This window comes from Desulfarculus baarsii DSM 2075 (genome assembly GCF_000143965.1).
GTDB lineage: Bacteria > Desulfobacterota > Desulfarculia > Desulfarculales > Desulfarculaceae > Desulfarculus > Desulfarculus baarsii.
Map to the genome: position 1 here is coordinate 2,421,051 of NC_014365.1, position 15,985 is coordinate 2,437,035.

Annotated in this window: 11 protein-coding genes; 7 read left to right on the forward strand and 4 right to left on the reverse strand. The window is 66.6% G+C overall.

Annotated elements, in window-relative coordinates:
- Positions 1-43 precede the first annotated feature (43 nt).
- Positions 44-1,873 (forward strand): ATP-dependent zinc metalloprotease FtsH, encoded by a 1,830-nt coding sequence (gene ftsH / locus DEBA_RS10900; RefSeq protein WP_013258989.1) that lies wholly within the window; start codon positions 44-46, stop codon positions 1,871-1,873.
- On the opposite strand, the gene DEBA_RS10905 is transcribed toward ftsH, so the two are convergent.
- The gene (locus DEBA_RS10905) at positions 1,870-4,710 is read right to left on the reverse strand and encodes a UvrD-helicase domain-containing protein (protein WP_013258990.1); all 2,841 of its coding nucleotides are present in this window, start codon (positions 4,708-4,710) and stop codon (positions 1,870-1,872) included. The genes ftsH and DEBA_RS10905 overlap by 4 nt on opposite strands.
- A gap of 145 nt (positions 4,711-4,855) precedes the next feature.
- Here DEBA_RS10905 and DEBA_RS18160 point away from each other — a divergent pair, with 145 nt between their 5' ends.
- The 3 genes from DEBA_RS18160 to DEBA_RS10915 all read left to right on the forward strand — a co-directional run bounded on the left by DEBA_RS18160 (position 4,856) and on the right by DEBA_RS10915 (position 7,602).
- Entirely contained in the window at positions 4,856-5,050 is a 195-nt protein-coding gene (locus DEBA_RS18160) for a hypothetical protein (RefSeq protein ID WP_013258991.1), read from the forward strand.
- Complete coding sequence (locus DEBA_RS10910; protein WP_013258992.1) at positions 5,047-6,474, forward strand: sigma-54-dependent transcriptional regulator; 1,428 nt, start codon at positions 5,047-5,049, stop codon at positions 6,472-6,474. Before DEBA_RS18160 ends, DEBA_RS10910 begins: the two co-directional genes overlap by 4 nt.
- A gap of 93 nt (positions 6,475-6,567) precedes the next feature.
- Positions 6,568-7,602 carry a rod shape-determining protein gene (locus DEBA_RS10915; protein ID WP_013258993.1) on the forward strand — a complete coding sequence of 345 codons (1,035 nt, stop codon included), beginning with the start codon at positions 6,568-6,570 and terminating at the stop codon, positions 7,600-7,602.
- Positions 7,603-7,622: 20 nt separating this feature from the next.
- On the opposite strand, the gene DEBA_RS10920 is transcribed toward DEBA_RS10915, so the two are convergent.
- Positions 7,623-10,040: a Lon protease family protein gene (locus DEBA_RS10920; protein ID WP_013258994.1), complete on the reverse strand. Its 2,418-nt coding sequence runs from the start codon at positions 10,038-10,040 to the stop codon at positions 7,623-7,625.
- A gap of 159 nt (positions 10,041-10,199) precedes the next feature.
- Complete coding sequence (locus tag DEBA_RS10925) at positions 10,200-10,556, reverse strand: response regulator (protein WP_013258995.1); 357 nt, start codon at positions 10,554-10,556, stop codon at positions 10,200-10,202.
- A 448-nt stretch (positions 10,557-11,004) separates the two neighbouring features.
- On the opposite strand from DEBA_RS10925, the gene DEBA_RS10930 reads away from it, so the two are divergent.
- Together DEBA_RS10930 and DEBA_RS10935 are read left to right on the forward strand one after the other, a co-directional pair.
- Entirely contained in the window at positions 11,005-11,304 is a 300-nt protein-coding gene (locus DEBA_RS10930; protein WP_013258996.1) for a hypothetical protein, read from the forward strand.
- Positions 11,305-11,497: 193 nt separating this feature from the next.
- Complete coding sequence (locus DEBA_RS10935) at positions 11,498-13,417, forward strand: aconitate hydratase (RefSeq protein ID WP_013258997.1); 1,920 nt, start codon at positions 11,498-11,500, stop codon at positions 13,415-13,417.
- Here the strand turns inward: DEBA_RS10935 and DEBA_RS17130 are convergent.
- A complete protein-coding gene (locus tag DEBA_RS17130; protein WP_013258998.1) occupies positions 13,414-14,598 on the reverse strand; it encodes a glycosyltransferase family 2 protein in 1,185 nt (394 codons plus the stop codon). The genes DEBA_RS10935 and DEBA_RS17130 overlap by 4 nt on opposite strands.
- A gap of 211 nt (positions 14,599-14,809) precedes the next feature.
- Here DEBA_RS17130 and mqnE point away from each other — a divergent pair, with 211 nt between their 5' ends.
- Positions 14,810-15,979: an aminofutalosine synthase MqnE gene (gene mqnE, locus DEBA_RS10945; protein ID WP_013258999.1), complete on the forward strand. Its 1,170-nt coding sequence runs from the start codon at positions 14,810-14,812 to the stop codon at positions 15,977-15,979.
- Positions 15,980-15,985 lie beyond the last annotated feature (6 nt).

Genomic DNA, 15,985 nt, shown 5'->3' on the forward strand with positions numbered 1-15,985 from the left:
CCAACGCGGCCTCGGCCGCGCCTTTACGGGTAGGAGCGTTTATTTGGAAAAGCATCACAAATTTTCTATTTGGTATGTTTTGCTGGGCGTCTGGTTCGTGCTGATCCTCAACAACTGGCTATACTCCTCGCTGGGGCCGGTGCATCTGGCCTACAGCGAATTTTTGGCCAAACTGCGCCAGGACAAGGTCTCCGAACTGGCCATCGGTCAGCAGATGATCAGCGGCGAAATGGTCGGCGACGACGGCAAAACCGTCAAGTTCACCACCGTGCGGGTCAACCCCGACCTGGCCAAGGAACTGGAAGGGCATAACATCGTCTTTCGCGGCGAGGTGGAGTCCACCTTTTTGCGCACGCTGCTGTCGTGGATGATCCCCATCTTTTTGTTTTTTGGCGTGTGGTATTTCATGATGAAGCGCATGGGCCCCGGCGCGGGGGTGATGAGCTTTGGCCGCAGCGGGGCCAAGCTCCACGCCGAGCAGGACATCCCCACCCGTTTCGCCGACGTGGCCGGGGTCGACGAGGCCAAGTTCGAGTTGGAGGAGATCGTCAACTTCCTCAAAAACCCCGAGCGCTTCACCAGCCTGGGCGGCCGCATGCCCAAGGGCGTGTTGCTGGTGGGCCCGCCGGGCACCGGCAAGACGTTGCTGAGCCGGGCCGTGGCCGGCGAGGCCGGGGTGCCGTTTTTCTCCATCTCCGGCTCGGAGTTCGTCGAGTTGTTCGTGGGCGTGGGCGCGGCCAGGGTGCGTGAGCTGTTTGCCCAGGCCAAGGAAAAAGCGCCTTGCATCATCTTCATCGACGAACTCGACGCCCTGGGCAAGGCCAGGGGCGTGGCCATCGCCGGTGGCCACGATGAACGCGAACAGACCCTGCAACAGCTCCTGGTCGAGATGGACGGCTTCGACCCCCGCGTGGGCGTGATCATCATGGCCGCCACCAACCGGCCCGAGATCCTCGACGCCGCCCTGTTGCGCGCCGGCCGTTTCGACCGCCAGGTGCTGGTCGACAAGCCCGACCTCAAGGGCCGCCTGGATATCCTCAACGTGCACGCCAAGCGCATAGCCCTGGGCCCAAACGTCGACCTCAAGGTGCTGGCCCAGCGCACGCCGGGCCTTTCGGGGGCCGACCTGGAAAACATCCTCAACGAAGGCGCGCTGCTGGCCGCCCGGGCAGGTCACAACGAAGTGACCATGGCCGACCTGGAAGAAGCCGTCGACCGGGTCATCGGCGGCCTGGAAAAGAAAAACCGCGTCATCAACGAACGCGAAAAGCGCATCGTGGCCTATCACGAGACCGGCCACGCCCTGGTGGCGGCCCTGACGCCGGGGGCCGACCAGGTGCACAAGATCAGCATCATCCCCCGGGGCATCGCCGCCCTGGGCTACACCGAGCAGCGCCCCACCGAGGATCGCTACCTGATGAGCCGCTCCGAACTGCTGGGCAAGATCGACGTGTTTCTGGGCGGACGGGTGGCCGAAAGCCTGGCCTTTGGCGAGGTCTCCACCGGCGCGGCCAACGACCTGCAACGGGCCACCGACCTGGCCCGGGCCATGCTGACGCAATACGGCATGGGCCAGACCCTGGGCCCGGTGACCCTGGCCCGCCGCAATCAGCCGGTGTTTCTGCCCGGCGACGCGGCGCTGATGCCGCCGGCCCAGGAGTTCAGCGAGGCCACCGCCGCCGCCCTCGACGCCGAACTGCGCGAGATGATGGACCAGCGCCAGAGCCACGTGCAACAGCTCCTGGGCGACCAGCGCCAGCTGTTGGACACCGTCGCCGCTCGCCTGCTGGAGCGCGAAGTCATCGACCACAAGGAGTTCCGCCAGTTGTTGGGCGATCTGGCCCCGGCCGAGAGCACGGCGGCCTCGGCCTAGAAAAGAACCAGTTGCCTGGCGCGGCGGCGTGCCTTGGATTTGTGGGCGACGAGCAACTCGCCCGGCAGGTCGGCCCAGAAGGGCGAGCGCCCCGGCCGGCGGCTTTCGCCAAAGAGCATGCGCCAGCAGCAGCGCGACAAAAACAACCTTTGCCGGGCCCTGGTCATGGCCACGTAGAGCAGGCGGCGCTCCTCGTCCGGGTCGGCCGCGTCCTTGCCGGGCGGCTGGTAGGGCAGCAGGCCCTCTTCCAGGCCCACCACGAAAACAACGGGGAACTCCAAGCCCTTGGCCGCGTGCATGCTCAGCAGCTTGACCCGCTGGGCGCGCAGGTCCAGGGGGTCCAGCTCGGCCAGATGGGCCGTGGCCGCCACCTGTGTCGGCGCGCCCACCCGCGCCAACGCCTGGGCGATGGGCTCGGCCTGGGCGTGCAAGCGGTAAAGCACGGCGATGTCGCCGGCCGAAAAGCCCTGGCTCCGCGCGCCCGCGCCGGCCTCGACCTGGCGCGAATCCAGCCCGCCTAAAAGCTCCACCACCCGCTGGGCCAGCCAGATCGCCTCGGCCTGTGGGTCGGCGGCCTCGAAGCATTCCACCAGCGGCCCGGCCGGGTTGACGGCCTGGGGCGCGTAGGCCTCGCGCCCCGCCTCGGCGGCCATCAGCGCCGTGGCCGCGGCCACGATGCGCCCGCTACTGCGATAATTGCGCCGCAGATCAAAAGACCGCGCGCCGGCAAAGTCGCGCCCAAAGTCCGCGAACAGGGCCCGCTCGGCCCCGCGAAAACCATAGATGGCCTGGTCCGGGTCGCCAATGGCCGCCACCAGCGCCCCGCCCGCGGCCAGGCGCCGCAAAAGCGCCACCTGCACCGGGTTGGCGTCTTGGTATTCGTCGACCAAGATATGATCGAACTTGCCGGACCAGCGCCCGGCCAAGGCGCCGTCCTGGGCCAGGGCCAGGGCGGCCTGGCGGGGCAGATCGTCCAGGTCCAACAGGCCTTCGGCGGCCAAGGCTTGCTCGTAGGCCAGCCAGGCCGGGGCCAGGGTTGGTTCGGGCCGTTGGTCCAGGCGCTGCTTGAGCCGGCTGATGGCCCAATCGACCTGGCCCGGCGGCAGATCAACGGCCTTGGCGGCTTGGCTCAAAATTTCCTCGCGGCGTTGATCGGCCACGATGGCCGGCCGGCGGCCCAGGTGGTCGGTCAAGATCTCCAGGCCCAGTCCGTGGAAGGTGTGGGTTCTGGCCGCCTCCAGGCCCAAGGTGGCCAGACGCTGGCCCAGCTCCTCGGCGGCCTTGCGGGTGAAAGTGACCAACAGCAGCCGCGAGGCGTCGCCGCCGCCGGCGACCAAGCGCGCCGCCCGGGCCGTCAGTAGCCGCGTCTTGCCAGCGCCCGGGCCGGCCCGCACGATCAAGTGCCCGCCGTCGTAGTCCATTGCCCGGCGCTGAAACTCGTCCAGGCCCTGGTCGACGGCGGTTGGCGCGGCGGCCGGAGCGGCTGGTTGGCGCGAGTCAACGGGCCTGGCGGCGGCCTTGCGCCCGCGCCCCCTGCCCGTCACCGGAGCCAGATCCAGCAGGGCCTTTTGCCCGGCCAAGCGCTGGCGTTCGGCCGGGCTGAACAGGCGCACCACGCCGAACTGGCCGTCAAAGCCGCCCTGCAGCACCACCTTGCCCGCGCGAAGACGGTCGATGGCTTCGGCCAAGACCGGCCCGCCCGCCCGCGCCAGCTCTTCCAGCGGCGTCTGGCGCAGGATCGTCAGCTCCGGGCCCAGACGCCGCCGCAGGCCGTCCACGGCCGCGCCCACGGCCTTGGTGGCCGGGCCCTGGCCCAGCACCTCGGCGACAACCTCGTCGAGCGGCGCCAGCGATTCAAAATGGGCCGCCGCCGGCGGGCGATAGCCCTCGGGCCGGTCGGCCAGCTCCGCCACACGGCTGAGCACGCCCACGGTGATCGGCCCGCCGCAGACCGGGCAGCGTCCGCCGTAAGCCCTGGTCTCGTCCGGGCCCAAGCAAAGCCCGCACTTGCGATGGCCGTCCAGGTGATACTTGCCCTCGTCGGGAAAAAACTCGATCGTGCCCAAAAAACCGCCGGCCGCGCCCAGGCTCAGGGCCCGGGCCAGATCGTGGAAGGTGGCCGGGCAATCCAGCAAGTTGGCCTCGCGGGCCAGCTTGGCCGGGCTGTGGGCGTCGGAGTTGCTGACCAACGTGTAGCCGTCCAGGGCCGACAGCCGCCAGTTCATGGGCGGGTCCGACGACAGGCCCGTCTCCAGGGCCTTGATGTGACAGGTCAGATCGTCAAAGGCCTCCTCCAGCGCGTCGAAGCCGCTCTTGGAGCCAAATACGCTGAACCACGGCGTCCAAATGTGGGCAGGGATGAAAATGACCTCCGGGCAGACCTCCAGGCACAGCTCCAGCAGATCGCGGGCGTCCAGGCCCAGGATGGGCCGGCCGTCGCTTTTGATGTTGCCCAGCTTGTCCAGGCGCTGGTTGAGGCGGGCGGCGTCTTGCAGGGTGGGCATGAGGATGAGGCTGTGGACCTTGCGCGTCTGGCCGTGGCGTTTGTAGATGGAGCTGATCTCGGCCGAGGGCAGGAAGCGCGGCGGTCGCCGGCAGGAAGGCGGCAGGCTCTCGCCAAGGGCGGCGGCCAGGTCCGGCCGCAGCTGGTAGGCCCCGTCGCCTGTTTCGACAAGCTTTTCGGCCAGCTCGGCCCACCAGGCCGGATGGGTGAAGTCGCCGGTGCCCAGCAGGTCCACGCCCTTCAGTTGGGCGTGACGCCACAGCGCCTCGGGGCCCATGTCCCTGGCCGTGGCTCGGGAATAACGCGAGTGAATGTGCAGATCGGCGACAAGCATGGCCAGCAGGGTACGCCGCCGGGGCTGGCGACGCAAGCCGGAAAAATGCGCGTTGTGCGGGCGGGAAAAAGTGTGTATAGTGCTCTTGTTTTATGTCGTATAGTTGTGACTCATTGGCGCGATGCATGATTGAGGGGGTCTGTTCATGAACCATAACCCCGCGTGGACCACCTGCCCGCACCTCAGCGCCGGAACCTGCCCGCAATTGACGATTCTCGGCGGAGCGCTGTTCGGCGGCTTGACCGCCCGGCCCGAGCTGAACCAGGATCTGGCCCTGGAAAAATTGACTCAAGCCTGCGCAAGTTGTAGTTTTTCGCCGCCCCAGCGGGAGCATGCTTGACTGATCTGGCGCTGACTCCGGTCAAACGACACGCGCGCATCCTCATCGTCGAGGATGACGGCGATTCGGCCCTGTTTTTCAGTTCACTGATGAAAAGCGAAGGCTACGAGGCCGACATCTGCCCCGACGGCGAAACGGCCATGGCGCTTTTGGCCAACGGCGGCGACTACGACCTGATCCTGCTGGACCTGATCCTGCCCGGCCTCAGCGGCTGGGACGTGCTGGAGCGCATCAAGGGCGACGGCAAGCTGCGCTACGTGCCGGTGGTGGTGCTCTCGGCCCTGCACGAAAAAGAGGCCACCCTGCGGGCCCTGGAGGTGGGGGCCGAGGACTACATGAGCAAGCCCGTGGACGTGGAGACCATGCTCAGCCGGGTGCGGGTGATGCTGCGCATCCGCAGTCTCTACGAAGACCTGCTCTCCGAGCGCATGGGCCGCCAGCAGGCCACCCTCACCCTGGAGATGCGCCGTTACCTGGCCAAGGTCATGGGCGGATCGCCCCAGGTGCTGGAGATGGCCGACATCCTCGACAACGTCGTCAGCACCGACACCACCGTCATGCTGGAGGGCGAATCGGGCACAGGCAAGAGCCTGCTGGCCGAAGTGATCCACAAGTTCAGCAAGCGGGCCGACAAGCCCTTCGTGGTGGTCAACTGCTCGGCCTATCCCGAGACGCTGCTCAGTTCCGAGCTGTTCGGCCACGAGAAAGGCGCCTTCACCGGGGCCATCCGCCGCAAGGCTGGCCGCTTCGAGCTGGCCGACGGCGGAACCATCTTTCTGGATGAAATCGCCGAGATCAGCCCCCTGACCCAGTTGGCCTTGCTGCGCGTGATCCAGGACCGCCAGTTCGAGCGCGTGGGCGGCGAAAAGACGATCACCGCCAATGTGCGCATCGTCACGGCCACCAACAAATCCCTGCGCGAGCAGGTCGAAAAGGGCCTGTTCCGCGAGGACTTGTACTATCGCCTCAACGTGGTGCGCCTGGAGGTGCCGCCCCTGCGCCGCCGGCCCGAGGACATCCCCTTTTTGGCCAATTATTTTTTGCGCAGCCACGGCGAGAGGCTGGGTAAGCCGCTCTACGGCTTCGCGCGCGAGGCCCTGACCCGGCTGATGGCCTACGCCTGGCCCGGCAACGTGCGCGAACTGCGCAACGTCCTCGAGCACGCCGTCTTGATGTGCCGCGGCGACGTCGTCGAACTGGAGCATCTGCCCGATCGCCTCGGCGACCCAGACGAGGCCCAAGGCCTGCCGCCATCGGGCCGCCTGCACGATCAGGAACGCGAGTTGATCGCCTGCACCCTGGAAAAATGCAATTGGAACAAATATCAGGCCGCCAAGCTGCTGGGCATCGCCCGCAGCACCCTCTACGGCAAGATGGCCCGCTACGGCATCGAGTCGCCCGAACAGGCCGACGCCATCAATTAAGCCGCCTTTGCCGCCCGCGCCTTCGCATTTTCATCGCTATTAGGTTAAGATATACCCTGTACTATAAGTAAAACTTACGTGACGGGGAACCGAATGCTTTCGTTGATAAGACATATCGTGGGCCAGCCCAACATCGCGGTGGACCTGGGCACGGCCAACACCCGCGTCTACGCCCCCGAATCCGACCGTTTCACCGAGGAGCCGTCCAAGGTCAGCCAGATCGACCGCCGACGCGCCGAGGTGATCGGTGACGAATATATCGCCTACCTCAACAGCAAGCTTTTTTTCGCGCCGCTGCGCGGCGGCGTGGTCGTCGACGTGGACAGGGCCGCCAACCTGTTGCGCCCGCTGGTCAAAAAAAGCAAAAGCGGCTTTCGCCAGCCGGTGACCCTGGCCTGCGCGCCCACCGACACCTCGGAAAAAGAGCGCGGCCTGCTGGCCAAGGCACTGCTCAACGCCGGGGCCTCGCGGGTGGCGATCATTCCCGAGGTCTGGGCGGCGGCCATGGGCGCGGGCCTGGACGTGCATGATCACGCGGCCCAGGCGCTCATCGACATCGGCCACGGCGTCAGCGACTTGGCCGTCATCGCCGGCGGGCGCCTGATCGGCGCATCGGCCGTGCGCACGGCCTGCGGCGATCTGCAAAAGGCCGTGCGCCTGGCGGTGATCCAACGGCGCAAGGTCTACCTCTACGCCAGCGACGTGGAACGCCTGACCCACGAGTTGACCGCCCTCAGCGAACCCGGCCGGCCCGAGCGCAAGCTGATGTCCTTCAACGGCATGGACATTATCAAGCGCCGCAAGGTGGCGGTGGAGCTGGGCAGCGACGAGATCGTGGCGGCCATGGAGCCGGTGGTCAATCGCATCATCAAAATGATCCAACAGAGCCTGCGCGGGCTCGCGCCGGAGATCCGCCGCGACGTGACCGCCGCGGGCCTGTGCCTGACCGGCGGCGGGGCCTGCGTCAAGGGCATGGACCGGCTGATCGCCCAGCGCACCGGCCTGACCGTGCGCGTGGCCGCCAACCCCATCCACTCGGTGATCAATGGGGCCGGCAAGGCCCTGGCCGCCTGGAAACAACAACAAAACTGGTGGGATAACGTCGCCTGGCCCAGGCATCTGTCCTGACGCCCGGGCCAGGCGGTCTTTCATTCGGCCTTCTTGCCGGCATCGTCGTCCTTGCCCAACAGGCGGGCCAGGGCCAGCAGACGCTCCAACTCCTTGCGCACCAGGTAATTCACCGATCCACGCGGGTATTTGCCCGTCTTGCCGGGGCTGCCGGCGGGTTTGCCCGTGAACAGCTCCAGGGCCTGATCCACCGTCTCGACGGCGAAAACGTGGAAACGGCCCTCGTCCGCCGCCGCCACCACGTCGGGATGCAGCATGAGGTTTTTCAGGTTGGCCGCCGGGATGACCACGCCCTGGCTGCCGCTGAGGCCCTGGGCCTGGCAGACGCGGAAAAAGCCTTCGATCTTTTGATTGACGCCGCCGATGGCCTGGACCTGGCCCAACTGGCTCACCGAACCGGTGACGGCCAGATCCTGACGCAGAGGCAGGCCCGCCAGCCGCGAAAGCAGGGCCAGGGTCTCGGCCAGGGACGCCGAATCGCCGTCGATCATCGAATAGCTCTGTTCGAAAACCAGGCTGGCCCGCAGGCTCAGGGGCATGTCGGCGGCGAAACGGCTACGCAGCAGGCCTTCCAGAATCAGCACGCCCTTGGTGTGGAACGGCCCGCTGAGCTTGCTTTCGCGGTCGAGGGCCACCACGCCCTCCCGGCCCAGGCCCACGGTGGCGGTGATGCGGCTGGGCTTGCCAAAGGCGTAGTCGCCGGTGCTGTAGACGGCCAGGCCGTTGATCTGGCCCACGGCCGCGCCCCCGGTCTCGACGTTGATGAAGCCGCGGGTGATGGCCTCTTGCAGGCGCTCGTCGATCATCGACGAACGCCGGCGGCGCGCGCTGACGGCGGCCGTGACGTCATCGCCCATGACGTCGATGCGCCCGGCGGCGCGGGCCAGGTGGCCGGCCTCGACCAGCACGTCGTCGACCTCGGCCAGGCGCAAGGTCAGGCGCTCGCGGTCGCCGGCCAATTCGCTGGCCAGCTCGATCAGGCGGGCCACGGCCGTGCGATGCAGGGGCGGCAGGTTGCGCTGGCGGGCCAGGCGGCAGACCTGCGAGATGAACTGGGCTTCTTCCTCGTCGGCCCAATCCATGTGCTCGGCCATCTCGGCCTTGATCTTGAAAAACTTGGCGAACTGGTTGTCGTGGACGTGGAGCATCTGGAAGATCTCGGCCTCGCCAACCAGCACCACCTTCAGATCCAGGGGAATGGCCTCGGGCTGCAAGGAGCGGGTGACCATGTAGCCCAGTTGGTCCATGACGTCCTCGATCAGCGCCTTGCGCTCGCGCAGGGCCCGCTTCAGGCCGTCCCAGGGCAGCCAATAGGCCAGCAACTCACGGATGGGCAGCACCAGATAACCACCGTTGGCCTTGTGCAGGGCCCCGGGGGTGAGCATGGTGTAGTCGGTGACCAACGCGCCGAACTGGGCCTGGCGCTCGATGCGGCCAAAGAGGTTGGGATAGGTGGGGTTGGTCTCCAGGATCACCGGCGCGCCCTGGGTCTCGGAGTTGTCGACGAAGACGTTGACGCGATACTCCATGGGCTCGCTGGGCGCGGCGGCCATGAAGGGGAGTTGGGGCTCGTCTTTTTTGATGAAGCGCTTGTAGTTGTCGACAACATCCTCGCGCACGCGCTCCAAGTAGACCAGCACGGCGCGCTGTTCGGCGTATTTGTCGAACAGCTCCTCGAACAGGTGGCCCACCGCGTGCAGCACCAACTCGCGATCCAGGTTGGCCATGGCCTCGCCCACGGTCTTTTCGTGGGCGGCCACCACCCGCAAGGCCTCGGCCACGCGCTGTTGGATGTAGTCGCTTTTGCGGCGCAGTTCCTCGCGCTGTTCGTCGCTCATCTCGCGGATGGTCTGCTCGGGCAGGGGCTCGCCGTCGTCGTCGGCCGGGGCGACCATGATGCCGCTGGGCTCGAAGCGCAACACGTAGCCCTGCTCGCGGGCGATCTTGTCCAGATCCTGAAAGGCCTCGGCGCGCAGGCGCTTGAACTGGGCGACGATCTCCTCGCGTTGGCGGTTGTATTCCTCGCCCTCAAAGATGGCCGGCAGCTTGGTCTGGGCGTTTTGCACCAGGGCTTCCATCTCCTTGGCGAAAACGCGGCCGCCGCCGGGCGGAAAGCTCAGGCAGCTAGGCTTTTCGGGCTGGCGGAAGTTGTGCACGTAGACCCAATCGGCCGGCACGGGCTTTTCGGCGGCGTATTTTTCCACGAAACTGCGCACCAGATAGGTCTTGCCCGTGCGCTGGGGCCCGGCCACGTAGACGTGGAAGTCCATGTCGCGGATGGCCAGGCCCAGTTCCAGGGCCTCCTTGGCGCGGCGTTGGCCCAGCACGTCGCTTACGCATTCCCGCGCGTCGTGGCTGGTTTCAAATGGCGCCCTGGCCGGGTCGAAGGTTCGTCTGAGCTGTTCGGGCCGGAGCTTCAGGGGAAAGGCGTCTTTCATCGGGCAAACCTCGGGGCAAAATTGACGAAAAGGTCGTGGCGGGCGGGCCACTCGGAGCATTCCGCGCGTCGACGTCAACCGACGCATTGACTTAGGATAACACAGGGCAAGGCGAGGCGATCAATGACGGGATAAAAACAGCGCGGCGGAAAGCGGCGTTCAGGAGTTCAACCAACCGCGCTTGGCGGCGTAGCCGAAAAGGATGTTCTTGAGCGGGCCCAGATCGGCGGACTTGCGCACCATGGCCGGGCGGCCTTCCCTGGGCATGACGTCGCGCGGGCCCAGCAACACGAAATCGCAAACGCGGCCGCCGGCCATCTCGTCCAACTCGCGCGGCTGGCATACGCCCAGGCAGTCGGCGTCGCTGAGCAGCACGTCCACCGCCTCGCGGCGCATGGCCTGGGCGGCCTGGCTCAGGCTCTGGCAGACGCGCACGTCAAAGCCGGCGTCCTCAAGTTCCTCGCGGAGCAGCCAGGCCACGGCCCGGTCCGGCTCCACCAGCAAAATATTCATCATTGTTCCAGTCTCCTTGATTAGCCCGCGCATAACAGACCGACCTTGAAAACCCTGGTTGACAATGGATAGACTACTTCGGCCATAATTAAAGCAACAAGAATGCCAACCAATTGGGGCTGTCATTTTAGGCGGATAGAATCAGGGCTGCGGCGGCCATGTCCGATTTTCGACGCAAAATCCCAGCGCTCAGAAGCAAATCAAGCCAACCCGCGCATATTCATTGAATAACCAGTTTTTGTCCGCTTTTCGACATATGTCGTATTTTCGACGTATGTGATCGGAGTTCACCCGCCAGAATCACCGCGCGCAATGCCGCCTTTCAATGACGCGACCGTGCTTGTTCTTTTTTTTACACAGCAATTCAAAGCATTATCAAAATCATGAGCGCAAAGTTCGGCGCATGGCACGGTCGTTGCTATATCTGTGGGCGAACCGAAACGGAGAACTCATGATGAAGCGCAGAAGAGTTGCTCGCAAGTCCGCTGGAAGTTTCGCTCCGCGCATCGACGTCGAAGAGTGGATGCAGAACAATCCCGAGCTTATGGTTCACTGCCCCAACCAGCCCGGCGGGCTGAAGTTGACCAAGGGCGCTTGCGCCAAGCGCCACGTCACGGCCAACGAACCCCGCTACGCCAATATCGGCGCGGAACCTTTTCATGTATTCGTCTTCAAGATGAACCTGGTGCCGTGCAAAAACTGCGAGATCGGGGCCCGCTTGGCCGCCGAACAAAAGACGCAAGTCGCATGAAATTCTGAGCTTTGCCTGGGTTAGACCCCTCCCCTCGCTGCCCGGGCAAGACCTCCATCCCTCTCAGGGCGCTGGCGCTATCGGCCAGCGCCCGTTTTTTGCGCCCTGGGCTTGCCGCACGGGTCGTCTTTACGTAAAATGCCGCCACCGCCTGTCGGCTATCGCTAACGCTTGCAAAAAGTCGGAGCTTCCCATGGCCAAAACCCTGGCGCGCAAAATCATCGAAGAACACTTGGTGGAGGGCCGCTGCCAGCCCGGCGAGGAGATCGGCCTGCGCATCGACCAGACCCTGACCCAGGACGCCACCGGCACCCTGGCCGCCCTGGAGTTCGAGGCCCTGGGCCTGGAGCGCGTGCGCACCGAGGTCTCGGTGTCCTACGTCGATCACAACATCTTGCAGTCCGACTTCAAAAACCCCGACGACCACCGCTTTTTGCGCTCCATCGCCGCGCGCTACGGCCTGTGGTTCTCGCCGCCGGGCAACGGCATCTGTCACCAGCTGCACATGCTCAATTTCGGCCGGCCCGGCGCCACTCTCCTGGGCTCCGACTCCCACACGCCCCACGGCGGCGGCCTGGGCATGCTGGCCATGGGCGCGGGAGGCCTGGACGTGGCCGCGGCCATGGCTGGCCAGCCGTTTTTCCTCACCTACCCCAAGGTCTTGGGCGTGCGCCTGAGCGGTAAACTGTCGCCGTGGGTGGGGGCCAAGGACGTGATTTTGGAGCTGCTGCGCCGGCTGTCGGTCAAGGGCGGGCTGGGCTATGTCGTCGAATACCACGGCCCCGGCGTGACGGGGCTTAGCGTATTGCAGCGGGCGGCCATCACCAACATGGGCGCGGAGTTGGGCGCGACCAGCAGCGTCTTCCCCAGCGACGAAAAGACCAAGGCCTTCCTGACCGCCCAGGGCCGGGCCGACGCCTGGCGCGAGATGAGCGCCGACGACGGCGCGGTCTACGACAAGCTCGAGGAGATCGACCTGGCCGCCCTGGAGCCCTTGGCCGCCTGCCCCTCCAGCCCCGACGCCGTGCGCCCCGTGCGCGAGTTGGCCGAGGTGGCCGTCGAGCAGGTCATTGTCGGCTCGTGCGGCGGTGGCAGCTACGAAGACCTGATGACCATCGCCATGGCCCTCAAGGGCAAGGCCCTGGCCCCCGGCCTGAACCTGTCGGTCAACCCCGGTTCGCGCCAGGCCCTGGCCCAGGTCACGGCCAACGGCGCGCTGTTGGACATGCTCGAGGCCGGCGTGCGCCTGCATCAGGCCGGCTGCCTGGGCTGCATCGGCATGAGCCAGGCCCCGGCCACTGGCGCGGCCAGCGTGCGAACCTTCCCGCGCAACTTCCCCGGCCGCTCGGGCACCAAGGACGACCGCGTCTATCTGACCGGCCCCGAAGTGGCCGCGGCCACGGCCCTGGCCGGTCACCTTGCCGATCCGCGCCAGGTCTTCGGCCCCCAGGAGCCGATCCCCCCCGCGCCGGCCGTGCGGCCCGAGGCCCTGGTCGCCCCGCCGGCCGACGGCGCGGGCGTCGCGATCGTCCGCGGGCCCAACATCGCGCCCTTTCCCCAGTTGCCACCGCTGGCCGACGACCTGGTCTGCACCGTGGCCCTGAAGGTCGGCGACAACATCACCACCGACCACATCATGCCCGCCGGCAGCAAAATCCTGCCCCTGCGCTCCAACGTGCCGGCCATCAGCCAGTTCGTGTTCAATGCCGTCGACCCCGACTTCCCGGCCAAGGCCCAGGCCTGCGCGCCGGCGGCGGTGGTGGGCGGCGACAACTACGGCCAGGGCTCTTCCCGCGAGCACGCCGCCCTAGCCCCGCGTTACCTGGGCGTGCAGGTCAAACTGGCCAAGAGCTTCGCCCGCATCCACAAGGCCAATTTGATCAACTTTGGCGTGCTGCCCCTGGTTTTCGCCGATCCGGCCGACTATGACAGGCTAGACGAAGGCCAGCGCATCGAGCTGCGGGGCGTCAAGCGGGCCCTGCTGGAGGGCGCTGAAAACCTCACCGCCCTGGTCGACGGCCAGCCCGTGGAGCTTCGCCTGGAGGCCTCGCCCCGCGATCGCCAGATCCTGGCCGCCGGCGGCCGACTCAATCACATCAAAAACGCCCTCTAAGGCGTCAACCAACGCCACTCCGGCCGGGCCCGCGTCGCCAAGCGCATCAGCACCGGGCCCGCGCCGGCTGGATCATCCTCGGCCAGCCGGCCAAAGAGCCAACGCGCCATGGCCTCGGCCCGCTCCTCGCCCAGCAGCCGGCCCAAAACCTCCGTCGCCTCGCCATGTCGGCCCAGACGGGCCGCGGCCACGCACCAATGTGCCAAAACCTCGGGCGCGCGCCCGGCCGAAAGGTTGTGCGGGAAGGGATAGGCCTGGGGCATGGCCCGCCAGCGGTCCTGGCTTTCCATGAAGCGCCGGCCGTGACGGCAGACCGACGACCAACGTTTCATCTGAAAAAAGGCCCAGCACAGGCTGTAGAGCGGATCGGGATAATCGGGCAAGAGCGTCAGGCACTGATTGGCCGTCTCGATCAGCTCGTCCAGGCGGCCCAGCGTGGTCAGGGCCATCATCAGCGGATGATAGGCCCTGGTCAACTGCTCCTTGGCCACGCCGCCGGCCTGGCCGACGGCCAAGGCTTGGCGAGCGGCGGCCAGGGTCTGGTTGGCGTCGCCGGCCCCGGCCATCAGGGACTGGGCCAGATAGGCGCGCGCCGAAAAATCGGCGGGCGCTTCATCCACCCAGCGCTGGATCAGCTCCAGGTTGCGCCTAGCCTTTTGCGCGGTGATCTGTGGCGATTGGGCAAAGCCGTGATGGATGAGCGTCAGCGGCGCGGCCAGCGCCCTGCCGCCGCCGGCCAGCGCCTCGTGGATGCGGCCGACAAAGCGCAGCCCGCTGTCGGCCCGCACCAGGCGCGGCGTCAGTTGCCAACTGGCCGAGCCATCCAGGGCCAGGTGCTCGATGCGAACCAACAGGCAATCGCCGTCGGCCGCCCGCAGCGCCGGCCGCAAGCGCGGCCCCGAGTCGGCGCTGACAAGCTCGTCGGCGTCGAGGATCAACAGCCAGCGGCCGCTGGCGTGATCCATGGATTGATTGCGCGCCAGGGCGAAATCGCCTTGCCAGGGGTGCTCGAAGACCTTGGCCCCGTGCTGGCGGGCCAGATCACGCGTTTCGTCGCTGGAGCCGGTGTCGACGACGATGATCTCGTCGACCCACGACGCGGCGCTGGCCAGGCTGCGCGGCAGCCAGAGACGCTCGTTTTTGGCGATCATGCACAAAGACAACAACGGACGCTGGCTCATGGCGCTCCACCGCGTGAGAATGGCCGTTTCTCGGCGTAGCGTGATTGTAGCACGGCCCGCCCGCCACGAAAAATCACCGTGCGGCCGCGCAAAAACCTTGCCTCGCCGCGCCGACGGCGCTATCTTTGTGACCACCTGGTCATAGAGCCGGGTTGTTGTTTGTCTTTCGTATGACCAGGTGGTCACCCACGTCGAGGCAAGGCAGGAAACCATGCAATCCAGCGCCGCCAAACTTTCGCATCATGACAGCCACTTCGACCTGGCCCAGCCCCTGCCGCCCCTGGAGATCGACCTGGGCCTGCTCGACGACCGGGCCCTGATCACCGTCGGCCGCAAGCTGGCCCAGGGCCAGCGCCTGGACCTGGAAGACGGCCTGCGCCTGATGACCAGCCGCGACCTCAGCGGCCTGGGCCATCTGGCCCATCAGGCCCGCCTGGCCAAAAACGGGCTCAGGGCCTATTACGTGCGCAATCGCCACATCAATTACTCCAATGTCTGCGCCAATGGCTGCGCCTTCTGCGCCTTCTGGCGCGAGCCGGGCCAAAAGGGGGCACAGACCATGACCCCGGCCCAGGCCGCCGCCCTGGCCGCGCAAAACCCCGACATGCCCCTGGAAGAGCTGCACGTAGTGGGGGCCTGCAATCCGGGGCTGGATTTTTCGTATTATCCCGATCTGTTGCGCGCCCTGGGCCAGGCGCGGCCCCAGGCGGCGCTAAAGGCCTTCACCGCCGTGGAGATCGACCACATGGCCCAGGTCGCCGGACTCGATGTTTGCCAAGTGCTGGATATATTGCGGCAAGCCGGCCTCAAGGCCATGCCCGGCGGCGGGGCCGAGGTCTTCGCGCCACGGGTGCGCCGGGCCCTGTGCCCCAGCAAGCCCAGCGGCGCGCGCTGGCTGGAGGTCTCGGGCCTGGCCCACCAGATGGGCCTGCAAACCAACGCCACCATGCTCTACGGCCACATCGAAACGGCCCAGGAGCGGGTGGAGCACCTCTTGGCCCTGCGCGAACAGCAAGACAAGACCGGCGGCTTTTCGGCCTTCATCCCCCTGGCCTTCCATCCGGCCAACACCAAGCTGGCCCACCTGGCCCCCACCACGGCCCTGGATGACCTGCGCGTCATCGCCACCAGCCGCTTGATGCTCGATAACTTCCCGCACATCAAGGCATATTGGGTCATGCTCAGCCCCAAGCTGGCCCAGGTGGCCCTGGGCTACGGGGCCGACGACCTGGACGGCACCATCGTCGAGGAGCGCATCACCCACGAGGCCGGGGCCAATACCGCCGTGGGCCTGACCGAGGCCGAACTGCGCCAGATGATCGAGGCCGCCGGCTGCGCGCCCGTGCGCCGCGACGCTTTCTACAACGCCGTGGAGGACTGACAGGCC

Bases quoted from the DNA above. Each gene is read 5' to 3' on its own strand.
- DEBA_RS10905 (WP_013258990.1), bottom strand. From the start codon at position 4,710: ATGCTTGTCGCCGATCTGCACATTCACTCGCGTTATTCCCGAGCCACG.
- DEBA_RS18160 (WP_013258991.1), top strand. From the start codon at position 4,856: ATGAACCATAACCCCGCGTGGACCACCTGCCCGCACCTCAGCGCCGGA.
- DEBA_RS10915 (WP_013258993.1), top strand. From the start codon at position 6,568: ATGCTTTCGTTGATAAGACATATCGTGGGCCAGCCCAACATCGCGGTG.
- DEBA_RS10920 (WP_013258994.1), bottom strand. From the start codon at position 10,040: ATGAAAGACGCCTTTCCCCTGAAGCTCCGGCCCGAACAGCTCAGACGA.
- DEBA_RS10925 (WP_013258995.1), bottom strand. From the start codon at position 10,556: ATGATGAATATTTTGCTGGTGGAGCCGGACCGGGCCGTGGCCTGGCTG.
- DEBA_RS10930 (WP_013258996.1), top strand. From the start codon at position 11,005: ATGATGAAGCGCAGAAGAGTTGCTCGCAAGTCCGCTGGAAGTTTCGCT.
- DEBA_RS10935 (WP_013258997.1), top strand. From the start codon at position 11,498: ATGGCCAAAACCCTGGCGCGCAAAATCATCGAAGAACACTTGGTGGAG.
- DEBA_RS17130 (WP_013258998.1), bottom strand. From the start codon at position 14,598: ATGAGCCAGCGTCCGTTGTTGTCTTTGTGCATGATCGCCAAAAACGAG.
- mqnE (WP_013258999.1), top strand. From the start codon at position 14,810: ATGCAATCCAGCGCCGCCAAACTTTCGCATCATGACAGCCACTTCGAC.